Here is an 18,783-nt window from a genome sequence, read left to right as displayed (position 1 = left end):
CGCTCCAATAATTGAGGGGATGATCCCCCGTTGAATGATTTTATCAGGGGATAAACCATTCATATACTGCTACGCATTCATTTCTGAAATGGTAGAGAACATAATGAGTAAACGTCTTTTACAACCGATGCTGCTGGCCGCCTCACTGAGCACTCTTACTTTGTCATTCGCTTCACCTGTCTTCGCGGCGGAAACGCAAAACTGTGGTGGCGTGATGCTCGCGTCTTGCCCGCAGCCTTTTGATAAAAAGCTGCCGGATCCCCACCAGATGTTGAGCTGGAGCCAGGCGGATCGCGTGGTAGGATTTCGTAATGATTACCGCAATTACGCGGGTGATGTTTTTCATCACGGCGAGTCAACGCCGTTAAAAACGGCCAACCAGTCACTAAGCAACGCCAGCTATACCTTTAACGGCAAAAACTATTCGTTGCAAGATTACCTGAAACGGGAAAATGTCAGCGGTATGCTGGTGCTGAAAAAGGGTCAGATCGCCTATAAATATCTGGGTGAAGGTAATAGCGATCACACGTTATGGACTTCACGCTCCGTGGGAAAATCCGTGGTTTCAACGTTAGTGGGCATCGCCATCAAACAGGGTAAAATCCATTCACTTAACGATCGCGTCACCGATTATGAGCCGGACCTAAAAACAACCGCCTGGAATGGCGTGACGCTGAAGCAACTGATTCAACATACTTCAGGTGTCGCCTGGAATGAGGATTACACCAATCCTGACTCTGACTTTGCGCATCTGACGCAGTGCGAAGCACGTCCAGGCACCTATGATTGTGTACGTAACATCATCAAGCAGTTGCATCGGGCCCACCCGGCCGGAGAATCGTGGTCGTACTCATCCGGTGGTGCATGGCTGCTTGGTGACGTACTGGAAAAAGCGACTGGCATGTCTATCGCAGCGTGGCTTGAGCAAAGTCTCTGGAAACCTTACGGCATGGCAAGTGATGGCGTCTGGCACGCCTATGAAAAAGGAAAGCACGACGTTGGCGCGCATGGCTTTAACGCGACGCTGGAAGACTGGGGCCGCTTCGGTTTATTCATCATGAATAATGGTCGTTTGCCGAATGGTCAGCAAATGCTGCCCGACGGCTGGCTGGATGAGGCATCCAGCTGGACGCAGGCGCGCAATTCGGTGTCAGCCGCCCATCCTGATGGCACCTATGGTTATCAGTGGTGGAACAACGCCGTTGCCGCCAACGCGCATAATGTTTCACCCAGCGCTGATAAATCGCTGAAAAATTCGCTGTGGGCACTGGGTATTTATGGTCAGGTGATTATGGTCAATCGTGCTGAAAAGCTGGTTATCGTGCAGTGGTCGACCTGGCCTGAAGCGGAGCCGAAAATGAATGCTCAGCCGCTGGAAGCCGCACTCATGTACAGCGCGATTGCGCAGCAGTTAGCGGACTGAAACTTTTGAGCCATCACCAGGATGGCTCTGTTTTCTCTTCGATAACCTAAAATGCTATGTATGCGTGATTTTCCCACCGAAACTAGACCTTTTTCATTCCTGGTTTATTCTTAAATCTTTCCATCGTGGCTTATGCCAGGATGAATACCTGAGACGACATATTTCATGAAAGAGGGAATTATGAAAAAGACAATTATTGCAGTATCGGCTCTTCTGCTGGCTTCTTCGGCTTTTGCCGCCACTACACATGCAACTGATGAAACCGTCGCTAACGCGCAGGCTGGCGCAAACACTGCCAAAGAGAAACTGCATCAGGCGCAGAACGAAGGCAAAGAGCAGCAGCTGAAAGCTAAGCATGCCGCAGAAGGTAAAAGCGATAACCTGAGCAGCAAAGCAAGTGAAGGTACGCAAAAGGCCTGGAACAAAACCAAAGAAGGCTCTGAAAAAGGTTGGGATGCCACTAAAGAAGGCACCCAGAAAGGCTGGAATAAAACCAAAGAAGGTGCCAGCGATCTGAAAAAGAAAGTTAGCGAATAACTTTCCACGCTCCACAATGAGGCCGCGCCAGCGGCCTTTTTTAATGCTTTGACATCGCTAAGGTGATATCGATTCAGGCTGCGGAAAAAACATTCATAATCACCCCACCCGAAATTATTAAGATCATCGCAAAGACCGCAATGATATCAGGCTTCTGTTTATAAATGAGCATTGAACACAACGTGACGCCCACAATGCCAAATCCGCACCAGAGTGAATAAGCTACCCCAACAGGAATCGTACTCATCGCGCGCGTAAGTGCAAAATAACAGAGCCCATAGGCACAGATAACTAATAATGAAGGCCCTGGCTTACTAAAGCCCTGAGTTTTTTTAATCATCGACGTACCGGTAATTTCCGAACCTATAGACAACGCTAACCATAAAAATCCGAGATTAAGCATATAATATTCCTTTTATATTTTAAGTATCATCATTATGCATTTAGGGATGTGACTTTAACTCTCTGCGTGCTCGCCCATTTTTGAGAAAAGATTCATGATAACAATGCCGCTTGCAATAATTACCATGCCGATAATTGATGCCGCATCGGGATGCTGATCGTAAAATAGCATGCCTAAAGTCGAAACCAATAAAATCCCTGTGCCAGACCATGTTGCATACGCGAGCCCAACGGGGATGTCCTTAACTGCACGAGACAATGAATAATAACAAACAGCATAAAACAGGATGAGAAATATCAACAACAATCCTTTTGTTATGCCTTCACTGGAATCAAAAAACTTCAGCGTTGAAGTTGCAGAGGTTTCAGAAATAATGACCAGCAGTAGCCAAAGCCAGCATTTATTTTTAGCAGACATAATTAACTCCTGATTTTAAGTAACGTTAGGTATTCTTTTTTTGATTCTTTAAGTAGTCGGATGCAGCATCAGTTAACAATGCCCCTGGTATATCCGTTTTCACTTTCTTATTAATGATGTCATTAACCGTGATATAACGACGCACAGATTCACGAGCATCAGGAATTTCACTTCCCATCAAATTAGCGATCAGTTCATCTAAAGAACATAATGTGACACCCATGTTTTTTAAGGCCAGCAGCGTTGCCTGAACATGTTTAACATAACCAGGATGTGCGCTATTACCTTTCAACCGATTAATTTCACTGTCAGGATCGCAGTAATAAGGCAATGCAAACACGGGTAGACCACAACTGAGAGCCTGATGTATTGCCTTAGCAAATGACCGGTGCATAACGCCATTGACTACATCCGCCGCCAGCGCATAACTGAGAAACGGAATAACCATGGCCCGATAAGGAACGGAAGATAAGGTTCGCAGCCAGCCTTCGTCCTCGTGTACATTTCCTAATGAGTGCCACAGCGCCTCTTCTGCTCCCCCTTCAAAAGCGAGATGATAAACGCAGTGACAGGCTTCAAGTCGCGCATGAATGATCTTTTGGTACTCCTGCGCTTCAGATATCAAAAGCAACGTTGGAGGGCGCAAACGCTGCAGTGTCAACGCGACAATGCGTTCAATATCCTTTTCCGTCATGACACATCCTCTTTAATGCACCAGAGACACCATCTCGCCGTTATTTAAACCTGCCGCATTCGCTTCTTCCGTATCAAGATGGCACTCAAGAACAAAGTTCTCATTGACCCGTACAATCACAGCATCGAACAGTAAACTGCGCTTTCCCTGGGTTCGTACTTTAACCTGTTGCCCATTACACACATTCAATCTGCTCGCATCCTGGGGTGACATATGAATGTGTCGCCAGGCACAAATCACCTGCGAACGCAGCTCAACATGGCCAGCAGGGCCGATTAACAGCGCACTACCGGCATTTTCCAGCGCGCCAGATTCCCGTATTGGTGCTTTGATGCCCAAGACAAAACAGTCTGCGCGGGAAATCTCCAACTGCGAGGCAGGCCGTTGCGGTCCAAGAACACGAACGTGCTGCAAGCTACCTTTTGGTCCAACAACGGTGATGGTTTCTTTCGCTGCGAACTGACCAGGCTGACGTAACGGCTTGAAGGGGGTAAGCTGATAGCCTTTACCAAACAACGCTTCCACATCATCATGCGATAAATGAACATGACGATTTGAAATACCGACCGGTATTAAGGCGTTAGATGTAGATAGCTGATGGTCAATGCGCTGTAAAACCTGTGCATCAATCATGATTTGTTCCCTTTCTTCACCGACGCTTTTTCTTCTCTACTCATTTGAGAATCCATCACTTCCGGCATAGCAGGCGCTTTGAATGCCGATGGCGCGTTTTGCTGGCAGAATCCTTTGCCTTTCAACTTTTGCAACGCCGTTATCACGCTCCGCTCGGGACGCGCAATAACCAACGAGGCCAGCAGCTGTTTTTTTTCAATTACGCCGGTGCCGTGTTCAATGGCCGCACGGATGGCACTGATCTCCCCCTCAAAGCAAATATTTACCCGTCCGGAACCTACCGTGCGATAGCCAATACACTGCACATCGGCGGCTTTACAGGCAGCATCGGCTGCTTTTATTGCGGCAGCCAAGCCTATCGTTTCAATGATGCCTAAACTTTTCATTACGCCTCCAGTTAATGACGAACTAAGCGAATATCAAAATCAAACTGCGCAAGGAATTGCTCGAGACGATGCAACTCCTCTGCACTATAAGAAGGATCATTTAGAATGGGATATTCCATTCCCAGTCGTTCATATTTCATTTTTCCTAATTGGTGATAAGGTAAAAAATCGATACGTTGAATATTGCCCCGCTTAGCAAGCCTGCAAATATAGTCAATCGCTCCCGTAATTGAATCATACGAATCGTTATAACCACGAACTAGCGGCATTCTGACTATCACCTTCGCGCCTGAATCCACCAGCCATTCAAGGTTACGCAGCACAGACTCGTTGCCAATACCGAATAAGCTTTTATGCTGCTCGCTACTGATTTGTTTAAGGTCAAATAAAAAGGTATCTGTAACGGGCTGAAGCTTTTGATAGTTAGCAAGAGATGTTGTTCCTTGCGTTTCAACCGCCGTATTGATCATCATTTTTTTACATTCAGTGAACAGCGCCACAGCAAAATCCGTTTGCAAGCTCATTTCACCGCCACCAATCGTGACACCACCACCGGATGAGATATAGAAATCGTAATCCTGCATGATAATGTCCATCAACTCAGAGACGGTGACATCTTTACCTAGAATATCCAATGCATTTTTGGTGCAAATATTTTCACATTGTCGGCAACCAATACAATCTATGTCACGATCGACAATATGTTTGCCATCAATATTTTTATGAATACCTACCGGACAAATATTTACGCATTCACCACAATCAATGCACTTGTCACGTGAGAACATTACCTGAAAGTTTTTAACCAGACCCTCTGGATTCGCACACCAGGGGCAACGTATATTGCAGCCTTTAAAAAAAACTAGCGTACGAATACCATCACCATCATAAATGGAGTACTTTTGGATATTAAAAATCCGCCCTTTTGATTCAGCCACTGCTTCCATACCGCGCTCCTTATCAGACATCCTTGTCGCTAAATATCCTGATAATTAAAATTTCTCAATCACGGTGCGACTGATTATTTCGTCCTGAACCTCTTTACACAGCTCAACGAAATAGGCGCTGTAACCCGCCACACGCACAATTAAATCACGGTATTTTTCCGGCTCGAGCTGTGCCTTTTTCAGCACTTCATTATCTACATAGCTGAACTGCATCTGCCCGTTACCGAGGATGGAAGCCGTGCGCAACAGTGTAATCAAGCCCTGCCGCCCTTCCGGCGTGTCTAATAATCCTTTGAGGAATTTGAAGTTATGCACCATGCCGATATTCATCGTTTCAACATTCATGGTACTCACTGACTTGATAACTGCAGTCGGCCCCTGTTTATCAGCCCCCTGGGTTGGGCTGATGCCATCAGAAAGCGGCATCCAGGCCAACCGCCCATTTGGCGTGGCATTGGTGAGTTCCCCGATGGGAGTGTTATTGGAAATTGAAAGCGTACCGTGACTGAGTGTGGAATAGAGCATTTGATACTGGCGACACTCTTTTTCCGTCCACTCCGTAATATCCAACGCCAGCAGATCGACACTTTTATCGTCGTTGCCATATTTCGGCGCGTTCAGGCAATCACGACGCAGGGCATCATAGCCGACGAAATTTGCCAGCATCGCATCACGCATCTGTTCCAGGGTGTATTTACGATCTTCGTAAACCAGTTTGCGAATTGCCGCCATGGAATCGATGTAGGTGGCCAGACCGGAGAAGATGAGACCCGGACCGTGATTGATCATTGCGCCGCCCGACGCAACGTCTTTTCCACTCTCCATGCAACCTTCCACCAGCAGTGACATGAGGGGTTTTGGGGCAACGTCACGATGGACGCGCTGGCTGATCACGGTACCTACAGCGGACAGACGCACAATGTGGGCCACCTGTTTTTTCACTGCGGTATCAAAATCTGCGAAGGTTTTAAGCTCGCTAAGCTCGCCGGTATCAAGACCTTGATAGCTGTCAAACAGCACCATACGGCCGCGATTCAACACAAACTCAATGGCGATCGGCCATTGCGTATAGCCGGTAGAGGTCCACTGATAAATACGCCCCGATTTTTGTGGCTCTACGCAGCCCATCAGGCAGTAGTCGCGCGCATCGTCAAAATCAAAACCTTTGCGCAGCATCATTTTGATATGAGAATCATCGAAGTGGCAGGCCGGGAAGCCCATACCTGCTTTTACAACATCGACGATTTTTTCCATGTACTTTTGCGGCGACTGATTGTGAATTCTGCAGGCTAATGAAGGCTGATACACCTTCACAAATCGCACGGCATCCATAATCAGATAGGTCAGATCGTTACAGGCATCGCCGCCGCTACGTTTCTGTCCGCCCACTGTCAGGTTGATAAACGGCTGATAGCCAGCGAAATACTTCGCTCCTGCCTCGCTAGACATCCACATCAGCTCAGCGCATTTGATAATGAAGGCCTGCAGCATTTCAACTGCGGTTTCTGCAGTTAAACGCCCTTCGCGGATGTCTTCCGCAAACATGGGATAGCAGTATTGATCAACGCGCCCCAGCGATAATCCGGTTTGGTTTTCTTCAATTTCAAACAATGACTCCACCGTCCAGATGCTTTGCAGTGCCTCCTGCAAAGTCTTAGGTGGATTAGCGGGTACATTTTCGTTGACCTCAGCAATGGTGAGCAACTCTGCACGGCGCTGGGCATTTGGCTCCGATACGGCAAGTTCACGCGCCTGGGCTGCAATACGACGAGCGTAACTCATTACACCTTCGCAGGTTTCAATCGCCGCTTTGTAGTAATAGATACGATCGATGTCTTCAGGATTTTCCATGCTGAGCGAAGCCAGATGGGCCTGCGCATCGGCTTTAATACCGTTCATGCCTTTAGTGAACAGCAGCACGTCGTAACCTGGGCAAGTATCGCCACCGCCGTTGATTTGGTGATAGGAAAGATCGCTAACAAAGGTTTCACCGCTGAACGACCACACACCCGCTTCACGATACTGCGCTTCGCAGATCTCATCCAGCGAGCGCCCTTCCCAAAACGGGACGATCTCTTCACGAATAGTTTTCTTGTCCTCTTCGCTGATCACGAAAGGATCTTGTGGACGTGTGCCCATCGTATCCAGCTCATCACGCACCCAGCGCCAGGCGATATCGGGTGAAAAAGCGCCGGCGCGTGGCTTACCGCACGGATGTCCGACGATCAATTCATCTTTCTGAATCAGGATGGGCGCCGTCTCACAGGCACGACGGAAGGCTTTTGCTCGCTGTAAAACTACGGGCAAACCCGGATTATTTTTCACCACCTCGGTGAATGCCAGCGCCCTAAAGATGGAAACGCTCGGACGCGCCTGCAAATAATGGTTGCGTAAGCGCTGCACGCGCGGTGTTAACCCCTCCATCACGGGCATGTCATCAGGAGTGCCGGCGCGGCTGTCTGCGGAAGGGGTGCTGCTGAACAGGCGTACAGGCAGATTCAGCGCACTGAGGTTGTGCTGGGCACTGAGAAATAACGAAGAGAGTTCATTGATAACGATATGGCTTTCATCGATCGTGTGGCCACGCAGCATCGCATCAAACATAGGGTAGCCTTGAATGGCATGATCAGCGCGGACTTCGCTCAGCTCTGCCAGCTTAAACCAGAGGCTTTCAACAATCTCATAACCCTGCTGCGCGGTGATTTTGCCGCTTGTTACATCATGTTGATACCATGGGAAAAGCGCTTTATCAGCACCGCATGGATTCACGGCATACTCCCCGTTATCCATTAACACCGCCAGTTGAAACAGATAGAAAGCCTGACAAGCTTCTTTAAAACTACGGGCAGGATACGCGGGCACATGACGTAACATCTCGGCACTTTCACGCAGTTCAGCCTGTCGATAACTATTCGGCTCAGCGATAGCCAATGTCTCCGCACGATCTGCCAGATTCTTTGCCAGTGTAACCAGTGCATCGCAAGCATAGATGGCGGCACGACACGCATTGGCTTCATCCATACTGCTGCGGCTAATGCTACTGCTTAACGTCTCACACTGTTTTTCAAGTTGATTACGCATGGCCTGCACGCCTTGCTCAATAACCACGTTGTAGTCCGGAGAAACCAGTGGCGCATCAAGGCTTAAAAACTGGAACACTGAAGTGCGGTTGCGTGTCACTTCATCATGAAATATCGAACCATGCGGCCTGGCAGTCGCATTGCCAACAATCAGCTGATCGGCTTCGATGGTGGCAGGCACCTGGCGCATCAACTCATAGAAACGACGCGCCGGTTTCACGGCTGCAGGCACCCCACTCATCTGGGCGTCGATAGCATGAAGTAAAGTCGCATGCTCGGAACACAGTGTACTTTTGTGGGTAAGTAAACGATCCGCCAGAACTTTGACGCGCGGCGTTAGGCTGTAGTGTGACATGAGGATCTCCTGATGTTCTTATTTGTATTCCTGAGCACGCAGAGCTAAGGCACGATTGCTCCACGCCTGGCGCAATAATGCGATAAGCGAGGACAGGTCAGGCTTGCGTGGGTTTGTGGGGGTACAACTGTCGCGCATAGCCTGTTGGGCCATCGCCGCCAGCTGCTGCTCAAATTGCTCTGCACTAATCGATAATTCGTTAATGCCGAGCGGCAACTTCATCTCCTCTTGCATGGCGCGAATCGCCAGCAGCAAGCTGCTAACGCCCTGTTGCGTGGTGTCCGCCGGTAGTTCGAGCAAGCGTGCAAGACGGGCATATTTTTGCGCCGCGGCGTTGTCGCACTCACCGGCATAATCCGCATTCCAGGCCACAATATGTGCCATCAGCAAGGCATTAGCGCGCCCATGCGGAATGCTGAATACGCCACCCAGTGCATGCGCAAGACTATGGGTGATACCGAGCGACGCGTTGGTGAAGGCCATGCCGGCCATGCAAGAGGCGTTATGCATCTTCTCGCGTGCTAATGCGTCATCGCCGTTGCGCCAGCAGGACGGCAGATAGCAGAACACCTGCTGTACCGCTTTCTCTGCCAGTGCATCTGAGAAGTCACTTGCGTGAAGCGAGACATAGGCTTCAAGCGCATGACATAGCACATCCATGCCGGTATCTGCGGTGATGGCGGGTGGTACCGATGCAACAAACGCCGGGTCAAGAATGGCGATATCGGGCAGCATCTCGGTATCCACCAATACCAGTTTTTCGCCCTGCGCTTTCACGACTGAAAAAGCAGTCACTTCCGAGCCTGTCCCACTAGTCGTTGGAATGGCGACAAAACAGGGGCGCTCACGCTTTGGTGCTGCCGTATCGTTAGCCAGAGTGAACAGCACCGCTTTCGCCGCATCAATTACCGATCCGCCCCCGAGTGCGACAATGAGTTGAGGAAAGTGGCTTTCCATCAGCCGGATGCCGCGCGCCACGGTGGCTACATCCGGATCGGCTGTCACGTCATCCCATATTTGATAGCTGATGCCTTGCTGCTGCCATATTTGGGTTATTTTCTGCGCATATCCCAGCTTGACCATTGCACTGTCAGTCACTAACAGCGCATTGAGAGCCGGTAATCGTTCAAGTAGCGCCAGAGCATCCTTGCCAAACTGGATTCGCGGCTTTAGCTGAAACTCCCTCATGCTTTGTTCACTCCCTTACGTCACGGAACACTTTCTCGACAATGGCAACCACCGACATCGCTTTGTACTGCTCTTTGTTCAGGGCGAAATAATTTTCAGCCAACACCACATCGCCCATTCCTGCCCCAACGCTATCGACGGCAACCCAGGTTCGGTCCGGCATCGTCTGCTGATCATCATCCAGAGCGGTAATCAGCAATAAATTACTGCCCCGCAGCGCATCACATTTTTGCGTTGCAACCACATGGCCCGTAACCTTTGCGAGAATCATCGTATTAACCGCCTTTATTCAAAAAGTTGCCGGAGATTGTTTAGCCAGAACCTGGCGGATGATGCGTTCAACCTGTTGCGAGCTGACGTCACCGGTTGACGCTGTTTCCGTTGCCACGTGGTTAAAGCGCTGGTCATCCGCACCCTGTTTAAAACGCGCATCATCAAAAATGCTCGCTGGCGAAGGGCTGGCGGTAACCGCTTCAGGCAGTACTGTGGTTATTGGGGTTTGCGGAGGACGTAAATCGGTCATCGACCGCACGCCATATCCCACTTTACGAATGTTGATAAGATTGAGCGGGCTAACATTGTCCGAGCTGGAACCCCCGCCAATCGCGCCACAACCCAGCGTTAGAGCGGGCATGATATTGGTGGTTGCGCCAATGCCGCCCAGTGCCGCAGGGGTGTTGACCAAAATGCGATGGACCGGTTTTTCCAGGCTGAACTGGCGAACAACCTGCTGGTCGCGGGTATGAATAACTAACGTATGCCCAACACCTTCGTTTGTCAGCAGCTCAACCACGCGCTGACAGGCATGATGTCCATCTTCTTCGACATACATTCCCAGTACCGGACACAATTTCTCGCGCGCATAAGGGTTCGCACGCGATACCTCAGTTTGCTCAGCAATCAACACTTGCGTAGTGGGCGGCACGCTGAATCCAGCCATGTTGCTCAGTACCTGGGCGCTTTTACCGACCACTTGCGGATTGATGCTGCCATTAGCTCGTAGCAGTAATGCCGCCATTTTTGCCGCCTGGTCTGGATTCATGAACCAGGCACCTTGAGCTTCTAATTCGCGTCGCGTTTCGGCATAGATGCATCGTTCAACGATGATCGACTGCTCTGAGGCGCAAATAACGCCGTTATCGAAGGTCTTACTGGTGATGATGTCCGAGACGGCCTGCTTAATGTCTGCACTGCGTTCGATAAATGCGGGACCGTTACCTGGCCCGCCGCTGATCGTTGGTGTCCCTGAGGCATAGGCCGCCCGCACCATGCCTTCACCACCAGTTGCAAGAATCAGTGAAATATCTTTGCTGTGCATCAGTTCAGCAGTGGCTTCCTGAGTGAGTAGGCTTAGCCCACTAACGATACCCGCAGGAGCGCCTGCTTCTGCGGCAGCCTGCGCGACTATTTCGATAGCGCGCAAGCTGCACTGGCGTGCGCCAGGATGAGGTGAGAAAACAATCGCATTACCGGCTTTGAGTGCGATCAGCGTCTTGTAAAAAATGGTCGAGGTAGGATTGGTCGAGGGTACCAGCGCACAAATCACACCTAACGGCACGCCAATATCCATCACTTGCTTTGCGGAGTCTTCGTGGATAATACCCACGGTTTTCATCGCGTTGATGGCCGCAAAAACCTGCAGTGACGCAAACTGATTTTTTAAGGTTTTATCCTGCCAGTTGCCAAAGCCGGTCTCTTCGCAGGCCATGCGGCCCAAAGCTTCAGCGTGCTGTGCAGCCTGACGTGCAATATGTTCAACCACCTTGTCTATCTGCTGCTGAGTAAACATGGCGAATTGCGTCTGGGCACTTTTCGCCTTACGCACTAACTCCCGCGCCTGCTGGCGGGAGCTTAAATCGCGGTCTAGTTCATTCATGAGTCAATCCTTCATCAGCGCACAAATGGCGGAATGCATCAGGCTTTGTGTTGCGCCGCAATTTTTTCAATGTCGTTATGCGGACGCGCAATGACGCGGGCCGTCACAACTTCGCCAATGCGTTTGGCCGCTTCAACACCGGAATCCACCGCAGCATTAACAGCGCCAACATCGCCTTTCACCATGGCGGTCACCAGGCCGGACCCAACGTTTTCATAGCCGATCAGCTCTACGTTGGCGGCTTTACACATCGCATCGGCGGCTTCGATACAGGCCACCAATCCCTTGGTTTCAATCAAACCGAGTGCTTCTTTCATGATTGTGTCTCCCTTTATTCAGCCACTTTGTACTGCATAATGATTTTGTTGATGTCGTTGTGCGGACGCGCAATGACTAATGAGGTGACGACTTCACCGATACGCTGTGCAGATTCCACCCCCGAATCCACCGCCGCTTTCACCGCGCCGACATCCCCTTTGACCATCGCCGTCACCAGCCCCGAACCGACATTTTCATAGCCAATCAGCTCTACGTTGGCGGCTTTACACATGGCATCAGCGGCTTCGATACAGGCCACCAAGCCTTTGGTTTCAATCAGACCTAATGCATCGCCCATTTGCGTCTCCCGTTTAAGCTTTGTGTTTGATGACAATTTTGTTGATATCGTTATGAGGACGCGCAATCACCAGCGACGTCACTACAGCACCCAGCCGTTCTGCAGATTCCACACCGGATTCCACTGCGGCTTTCACGGCGCCAACATCTCCTTTCACCATGGCGGTAACTAAACCAGACCCCACATTTTCATAACCAATCAGCTGTACATTGGCGGATTTACACATTGCATCTGCTGCTTCAATACAGGCGACTAATCCTTTGGTTTCGATCAGCCCTAATGCATCTCCCATAACCCCTCCTTCATGGTTGTCGAGCGCCTAACTGGCCGCAGTAAACCGTCGTTACCGGTTCGAAACTCAATATAGGGAATGCAAAACTTAACGAAACATAAATCCACAACCTTGAGATATTTAGATATAAACTCTGTTTTTTATGTCTCTGATACGGGTTTTTTATCCTTTCATCCTGTTTGAGTTGTTCCCTCAGACAAGCTCACTGCCTGCATTGAAGCGCCGAATACGGTCTATAAGCTTTGTTATTTAAATGCTGCCTGGGTGATAAAAAGAGGTTCGCCACCTTGGGAAAAGTGTGGGCAACATCATTATTTCGTGTGGGATTAAGGACGGATGCTTTGGGGCTGGAGAGAGCTGTAAATGAGCACTGCAGTGTCGTCGTAAGAAAAGAGCGTTCAGCTGAGTTTGTTACCCGGTTTCAGAGTGCAAACAAAAAGAGGGGAATTGATAGAACCGATCAATACTGCTTTGTCGTTTAGCTTTTGTACGCTAAGAAAAAGGCCGTCATGGCTATCGGACATCTCACGCATGAAGTAATCGAATATCACATCGGGAGATTCATCTATAGAGGAGGCACTCGCTTGCCACTGAACAATACGATAGTGACGTTCAGCGGGCGAAATACGTTGACTGGAATAATTGAACGAAACATAGCGCTGTAAATACAGCGATCCTGATGCTGAGTGGGTATATCCCTCAACGATCAGTGAACCCTTACCCTGCTCGCGAAAATTAAAATGAACATTCGCATTGATGTTCTCATATTGCATGCCTTCAAAACGCATAATGGCTTTGGTTGCACAACTCAACTCATCTACCTGGCGCTCTGATAAAAAATGCCAACCTGAAATGAGTGCAGTTGCTGCAGTAACAAACGCAGAAGCGATAAAAAACGGACGCGGCGCGATTTTCATGTAGGATTCCATGAATAATAGAAATAGCTATCGCAGTAGCTGAAGTCATTCCCTCTCTGTTTAGCACAGTGGGCTAAGAAAACGCGACCAAGACCTTGCTTTTGCAATTTATCCCCATAGAAGAAAATAAATTTCCGACCAGGTAAACACTCAACATTGAGGTTTTTTCGCACGGTATTAAAATTTTTGACATAGGCAGTTTGATTGAATGTCGCCAACATCTCTTCTTCTACAGATAATTCACATTGCTCCTGATGTAAATGTGTCAACGTTGTGGCTGACGCAGCCAATCCGTCATAAAACGTGAATATCATCAGTAAAAAAGCCAGGCTCAATAATATTACGCTGGCGAGATACCAGAAGGTTGTACTTAACGAGAAATTATCCGCGGTGGAGAAGGTATCCGGTGTATTGATGACAATATCAGGTAAAAGATTGGCTGAGGATGTCATAACTTCAACGCTAATAGCCGGATTTAGCTGAAGATTGCCTCGCGAGATGCTCACGATAACATTGTCTACGCCGTAAAGGCGGAATGTCTTACGCAGCATGCTGAGATATTGATTCAGGTTGCTATTGGATGAGGTGTGGCCGTTATCATCCCAGACGCGCTTAAGTACTTCGTCTCGATTAACAACGCCGGTATTTTGCAGAAAGAAAAGTAATAATGTACTGGCGGTGACAGAAAGATGACTTTCAGATGTCGCGCTGTCACACGGAGTTAGGGTGCCGTCTACCGCATCGAATATTAAGCAGGCATTGAGAGTATAACGCATCATCCTTTACCACTTGTCCCGGCTAACACATCCCTTTCCCGGTGCGTGATTGTTGATTCTATTTATTACGCACACCTTATCTGAAACAGCACGCATCATAGCGAGGAGCCCGGTGACATTTTTTTGACGCCTATCAATAACCCTCTCAACCTAAAGATCGACATGTAATTAGTGCGGTAAGGCTCACAAAAACAGCTCAATCATTGACGAATAAAGATTAATCATTTGATTGTAATAAATTTAATTTTAATGCGCTTTTATGTTGTAAGAAAATAGATGAATGCTTGATTAAAATTAACACCACTATGCTTTTTTAAATAAGCCATTAACCGCAAACCTTTAAATAAACATCACCTTAAAATTACTATAACTTTAATTTATATCATTAATTACCCCTTGTAAGTGTCCCCGAACAGAAAGCGCCCTTCAGCGCAAAGCGGTGAAATAATCAGTGATTTTTGCATCTTCCATCCAATCCCCTTAGACTTTACCCATCACCCAATCAACCAGTTCCTCTTATGTCTGACACCTTTAAACGCCAACCGCTGCCCTTACCCAATGGCCACAATAAAGTACTGCTGCACTCCTGCTGTGCCCCCTGCTCGGGCGAAGTGATGGAAGCGATGCTGGCTTCCGGCATTGACTACACCATTTTCTTCTACAACCCGAACATTCATCCGCTGAAAGAGTATGAGCTACGCAAAGAGGAGAACATCCGCTTTGCCGAACAGTTTGGCGTGCCGTTTGTTGATGCCGATTACGACAAAGATAACTGGTTTGAACGTGCGCGTGGCATGGAGTGGGAGCCGGAGCGCGGCGTGCGATGCACCATGTGTTTTGATATGCGCTTTGAGCGTACCGCGCTGTATGCGCATGAAAACGGCTTCCCGGTAATCACCAGTTCTCTCGGCATTTCGCGCTGGAAGAATATGCAGCAGATTAACGACTGCGGTGTTCGTGCCGCAGCACACTATCCTGACATGCTTTATTGGGAGTTTAACTGGCGCAAAGGCGGGGGATCGTCACGCATGATCGAAATCAGCAAGCGTGAACGTTTCTATCAGCAGGAGTATTGCGGCTGCATTTATTCGCTGCGCGACAGTAATCGACATCGCGTTGCCAGCGGTCGCGAGCGCATTGAAATCGGCGTGCAGTATTACCAGCCAGACGAAGAGTAAAGAAAAGGGCAGGAAATCCTGCCCTTTATTTTTGTTAACGAAACACCAGCGTTAACACCACGATGATCACCATCATTAAGATCAGATGGAACACCACCTTATTGAGATTCCGGTTCCGCATATCGTCTCCATGTGCTTAAAACCACTGACCGAAACGCTTGATGTAGAGCATTTTCATGCCCTGCGCGACCACGCAGTAGCCGAGAAGCGTTGCCAGCAGCCATGGGAAGTAGGTCCACGGCAGCGGCACTAAACCCACCATGGTGCCAAGCGGCGAGAACGGCAGCAGAATACCGGCGATCATCACACATGCGGTAGTCAACAGCACCGGCAGCGCAGCACGGCTCTGAATGAACGGAATCTTCTGCGTGCGCAGCATGTGCACCACCAGCGTTTGTGACAGCAAGCCTTCAATAAACCAGCCTGACTGGAACAGCGACTGCATTTCTGGCGTATTCGCCGCAAATACGTACCACATCAGCGCAAAAGTGGTGATATCAAAAATTGACGATGTTGGCCCAATCCACAACATAAAGCGTTTGATATTACGCGCATCCCATTTGCGTGGTTTACGCAGGAATTCGCGGTCCATTTTGTCCCACGGCAGCGCCAGCTGGGACAGATCGTACATCAGGTTCTGGATCAGCAGATGAATCGCCAGCATCGGCAGGAACGGAATAAAGGCGCTTGCGACCAACACCGAGAACACATTGCCAAAGTTAGAACTGGCGGTCATATTCAGGTACTTGATGATATTGCCGAAGGTTTCGCGTCCTTTCATTACGCCCTCTTCCAGCACCATCAAATCCTTCTCCAGCAGAATGATATCGGAAGATTCTTTCGCGATATCGGCCGCGCTATCGACGGAAATCCCCACATCGGCATCACGCAGCGCTGGCGCATCATTAATGCCATCACCCAGGAAGCCAACGGTATGTCCCTGCTGCTGCAGCGCACGCAGGATGCGAGATTTCTGTAGCGGCGTGAGTTTAGCGAAGACGGAACTTTGCGCCGCCGCGGCCGCCAACTGCTCGTCACTCATCAGGGCAATTTGATCGCCGGTAACAATCGCACCGCTATCAATGCCAACCTGCTGGCAGATGCGCGCCGTCACCACAGGATTGTCGCCGGTTAATACTTTAACGCTGACGCCATTTTCACGTAGTGCGCCGATCGCTTTAGCCGCGCTCTCTTTCGGCGGATCGAGGAAGGTCAGCAGCCCTTCAACGGTTAATCCCTGTTCATCCGCCACGCTTAGCGGCTGCTGTAAACCAGGCTCCGCCAGCACGCGACTGGCCACCAGCAGCACCCGGAAGCCCTGTTCATTATATTGATGCGCCAGCGCGAGCAGTTCTGCACGGCGCGTTTCGTTCAGCGGCTGTACCAGCTTGCCTTCACGCTCGGCGGTGGCGATGCTCAGCATCTCTTCCACCGCCCCTTTGCAGATCAGCATCTGCTGATTCAGGCGACGATCGCGTACCACCACCGAGACGCGACGACGGATGAAATCAAACGGCAGTTCATCCACTTTGATGTAGCTGTCGCCTACCGCCTCACTGACGCGGTTTTTGCCGTACTGCAAAATGGCGCGATCCATCAGGTTCAGCGTGCCACTTTGATAGTGGCTGTTGAGCCAACTCAGCATCAGCACGCGTGAGTTTTCTACTCCAGCACAATCCAGATGATGCTCGAGAATGATGTTGTCCTGCGTCAGCGTGCCGGTTTTATCGGTACACAGTATGTCCATCGCGCCTAGGTTTTGAATCGCGTTCAGGCGTTTGACGATCACTTTGCGGCGTGACATGGCAATCGCGCCTTTCGCCAAATTGGAACTGACGATCATCGGCAGCATTTCCGGCGTCAAACCTACCGCCACTGCCAGCGCAAACAATGAGGCATCCAGCCAGTCCCCTTTGGTTAGGCCATTAATTAACAGAACGATCGGCACCATCACCAGCATGAAGCGGATCAGCAGCCAGCTGACGCTGTTAACACCGCGGTCAAAGGCGGTTTGTGAGCGGTTACCAACAATCGATTTCGCCAGACTGCCGAAGTAGGTTTCGCTGCCGGTCGCCACCACCACGGCTTTGGCGCTGCCGCTGGAGACGTTGGTGCCCATCAGGCATACGCTGCCCAATTCCAGCAGTGAAGCGCCCTGCTCGCTGGTGCTGCTACTTTTGCTGGTGACATTGGCCGTGACGTCATACTTTTCAACCGGCAAAGATTCGCCAGTCAAAATCGCCTGGCTGATAAACAGATCGCGCGAATCCAGCAGACGCACATCGGCAGGAACTAAATCCCCTGCGGAAAGATAGATAATGTCGCCCGGTACCAGTGTGGCGATATCCACTTCCTGTTTAACAGGTGGTTCCTGCGCCGATTCGCGACGCAGCACGGTAGCGGTGGTGCGCACCATGGATTTCAGCGCCTGCGCCGCTTTGTTGGTGCGGAACTCCTGCCAGAAACGCAGCAAACCGCTGAGCGTTACCATCGTCACAATGATGATGACACCGGTCAGATCGGTCTCCTCCCCCTTGCGCAGCGGCAGCCAGTAATCGGTGAAAAAGCTCACCAGCGCCAGCGCCATCAAAACATAGATAAACGGGTTGTTGAACGCTTGCAGCAGTTGCACCAGCGCCGGTGGCGCTTTGTCATGTTCCACCTGATTACGGCCATACACCGCTAAGCGCGCTTCGGCTTCACGCTCATTCAGGCCAAGCGCATCGCTGCGCAGGCGTACCAGCGTTTCATCGGCGGTAAAACCGGCTTCATCTTCAATCAGATAACGAGGCGTTTTTTGACGCGGCTGGCGCATAGTGTTCCAGGCTTTTTTGTCCTGGTTGAGTTTCATGTCAGTCATGATGACATTCCTCTTATTTACGGCAATAAATATCCCTGCGTGCCGGGCACACAAAAAGGGGGAATTAAATTAACGCTTAAGCGTTGTTAAATTAAAAATAACCTGTCGGGAATTTCCATATCACCTCCCGGAAATTAATGGCGGATCGACGTCCTCGTTAAATAACGAGTCATTATTAATGACGATGGAAAACACCACGCAATAA

General features: G+C 49.8%; 19 protein-coding genes. 3 read left to right on the top strand and 16 right to left on the bottom strand.

Annotated elements, in window-relative coordinates; all coding sequences use genetic code 11:
• Positions 1-103: 103 nt before the first annotated feature.
• Together AAGR08_RS03940 and AAGR08_RS03935 are read left to right on the top strand one after the other, a co-directional pair.
• Positions 104-1,423, top strand: coding sequence for a serine hydrolase (locus AAGR08_RS03940; protein ID WP_345828659.1), 1,320 nt, complete (start codon positions 104-106; stop codon positions 1,421-1,423).
• Positions 1,424-1,603: 180 nt separating this feature from the next.
• On the top strand, positions 1,604-1,960 hold the full coding sequence (locus tag AAGR08_RS03935) for a hypothetical protein (RefSeq protein ID WP_064739688.1): 357 nt from the start codon (positions 1,604-1,606) through the stop codon (positions 1,958-1,960).
• 73 nt (positions 1,961-2,033) lie between these two features.
• Here the strand turns inward: AAGR08_RS03935 and AAGR08_RS03930 are convergent, their stop codons facing one another.
• From AAGR08_RS03930 to AAGR08_RS03860, 15 genes are all read right to left on the bottom strand, one after another.
• Positions 2,034-2,363: a multidrug efflux SMR transporter gene (locus AAGR08_RS03930; RefSeq protein WP_345828658.1), complete on the bottom strand. Its 330-nt coding sequence runs from the start codon at positions 2,361-2,363 to the stop codon at positions 2,034-2,036.
• A 54-nt stretch (positions 2,364-2,417) separates the two neighbouring features.
• Positions 2,418-2,780 (bottom strand): multidrug efflux SMR transporter, encoded by a 363-nt coding sequence (locus AAGR08_RS03925; protein ID WP_097096360.1) that lies wholly within the window; start codon positions 2,778-2,780, stop codon positions 2,418-2,420.
• A 25-nt stretch (positions 2,781-2,805) separates the two neighbouring features.
• Positions 2,806-3,474 carry a hypothetical protein gene (locus AAGR08_RS03920; RefSeq protein WP_345828655.1) on the bottom strand — a complete coding sequence of 223 codons (669 nt, stop codon included), beginning with the start codon at positions 3,472-3,474 and terminating at the stop codon, positions 2,806-2,808.
• 12 nt (positions 3,475-3,486) lie between these two features.
• Complete coding sequence (locus tag AAGR08_RS03915) at positions 3,487-4,107, bottom strand: phosphate propanoyltransferase (RefSeq protein WP_097096358.1); 621 nt, start codon at positions 4,105-4,107, stop codon at positions 3,487-3,489.
• Positions 4,104-4,493, bottom strand: a complete 390-nt coding sequence (locus tag AAGR08_RS03910; protein ID WP_345828653.1) for a BMC domain-containing protein — start codon at positions 4,491-4,493, stop codon at positions 4,104-4,106. Before AAGR08_RS03910 ends, AAGR08_RS03915 begins: the two co-directional genes overlap by 4 nt.
• A gap of 11 nt (positions 4,494-4,504) precedes the next feature.
• Positions 4,505-5,440 carry a choline TMA-lyase-activating enzyme gene (gene cutD / locus AAGR08_RS03905; RefSeq protein WP_345828651.1) on the bottom strand — a complete coding sequence of 312 codons (936 nt, stop codon included), beginning with the start codon at positions 5,438-5,440 and terminating at the stop codon, positions 4,505-4,507.
• Positions 5,441-5,485: 45 nt separating this feature from the next.
• Positions 5,486-8,875, bottom strand: coding sequence for a choline trimethylamine-lyase (gene cutC, locus AAGR08_RS03900; RefSeq protein ID WP_345828649.1), 3,390 nt, complete (start codon positions 8,873-8,875; stop codon positions 5,486-5,488).
• A gap of 18 nt (positions 8,876-8,893) precedes the next feature.
• On the bottom strand, positions 8,894-10,063 hold the full coding sequence (locus AAGR08_RS03895) for a 1-propanol dehydrogenase PduQ (protein WP_345828647.1): 1,170 nt from the start codon (positions 10,061-10,063) through the stop codon (positions 8,894-8,896).
• A 7-nt stretch (positions 10,064-10,070) separates the two neighbouring features.
• Positions 10,071-10,334, bottom strand: coding sequence for a EutN/CcmL family microcompartment protein (locus tag AAGR08_RS03890; protein ID WP_097096353.1), 264 nt, complete (start codon positions 10,332-10,334; stop codon positions 10,071-10,073).
• 18 nt (positions 10,335-10,352) lie between these two features.
• On the bottom strand, positions 10,353-11,939 hold the full coding sequence (locus tag AAGR08_RS03885; RefSeq protein ID WP_345828646.1) for an acetaldehyde dehydrogenase (acetylating): 1,587 nt from the start codon (positions 11,937-11,939) through the stop codon (positions 10,353-10,355).
• Positions 11,940-11,977: 38 nt separating this feature from the next.
• A complete protein-coding gene (locus AAGR08_RS03880; RefSeq protein ID WP_064739610.1) occupies positions 11,978-12,256 on the bottom strand; it encodes a BMC domain-containing protein in 279 nt (92 codons plus the stop codon).
• 14 nt (positions 12,257-12,270) lie between these two features.
• Positions 12,271-12,555 (bottom strand): BMC domain-containing protein, encoded by a 285-nt coding sequence (locus AAGR08_RS03875; RefSeq protein ID WP_097096351.1) that lies wholly within the window; start codon positions 12,553-12,555, stop codon positions 12,271-12,273.
• A gap of 13 nt (positions 12,556-12,568) precedes the next feature.
• Positions 12,569-12,847, bottom strand: coding sequence for a BMC domain-containing protein (locus AAGR08_RS03870; RefSeq protein ID WP_064739612.1), 279 nt, complete (start codon positions 12,845-12,847; stop codon positions 12,569-12,571).
• Between the two features lie 398 nt (positions 12,848-13,245).
• Positions 13,246-13,764, bottom strand: a complete 519-nt coding sequence (locus tag AAGR08_RS03865) for a FidL-like protein (protein WP_097096349.1) — start codon at positions 13,762-13,764, stop codon at positions 13,246-13,248.
• Complete coding sequence (locus tag AAGR08_RS03860) at positions 13,761-14,540, bottom strand: winged helix-turn-helix domain-containing protein (protein WP_345829856.1); 780 nt, start codon at positions 14,538-14,540, stop codon at positions 13,761-13,763. Before AAGR08_RS03860 ends, AAGR08_RS03865 begins: the two co-directional genes overlap by 4 nt.
• 518 nt (positions 14,541-15,058) lie before the next feature.
• Between AAGR08_RS03860 and AAGR08_RS03855 the strand changes: the two genes are divergently transcribed.
• Positions 15,059-15,718, top strand: a complete 660-nt coding sequence (locus tag AAGR08_RS03855) for an epoxyqueuosine reductase QueH (RefSeq protein WP_097096347.1) — start codon at positions 15,059-15,061, stop codon at positions 15,716-15,718.
• Positions 15,719-15,854: 136 nt separating this feature from the next.
• On the opposite strand, the gene mgtA is transcribed toward AAGR08_RS03855, so the two are convergent.
• Positions 15,855-18,578, bottom strand: a complete 2,724-nt coding sequence (gene mgtA / locus AAGR08_RS03850) for a magnesium-translocating P-type ATPase (protein WP_345828641.1) — start codon at positions 18,576-18,578, stop codon at positions 15,855-15,857.
• Between the last annotated feature and the right edge of the window lie 205 nt (positions 18,579-18,783).

Origin of the sequence: Pantoea sp. BRR-3P, from assembly GCF_039621635.1 — a bacterium.
GTDB classification, from domain to species: domain Bacteria; phylum Pseudomonadota; class Gammaproteobacteria; order Enterobacterales; family Enterobacteriaceae; genus Pantoea; species Pantoea floridensis.
This window is presented reverse-complemented; position numbering and strand designations above follow the sequence as displayed.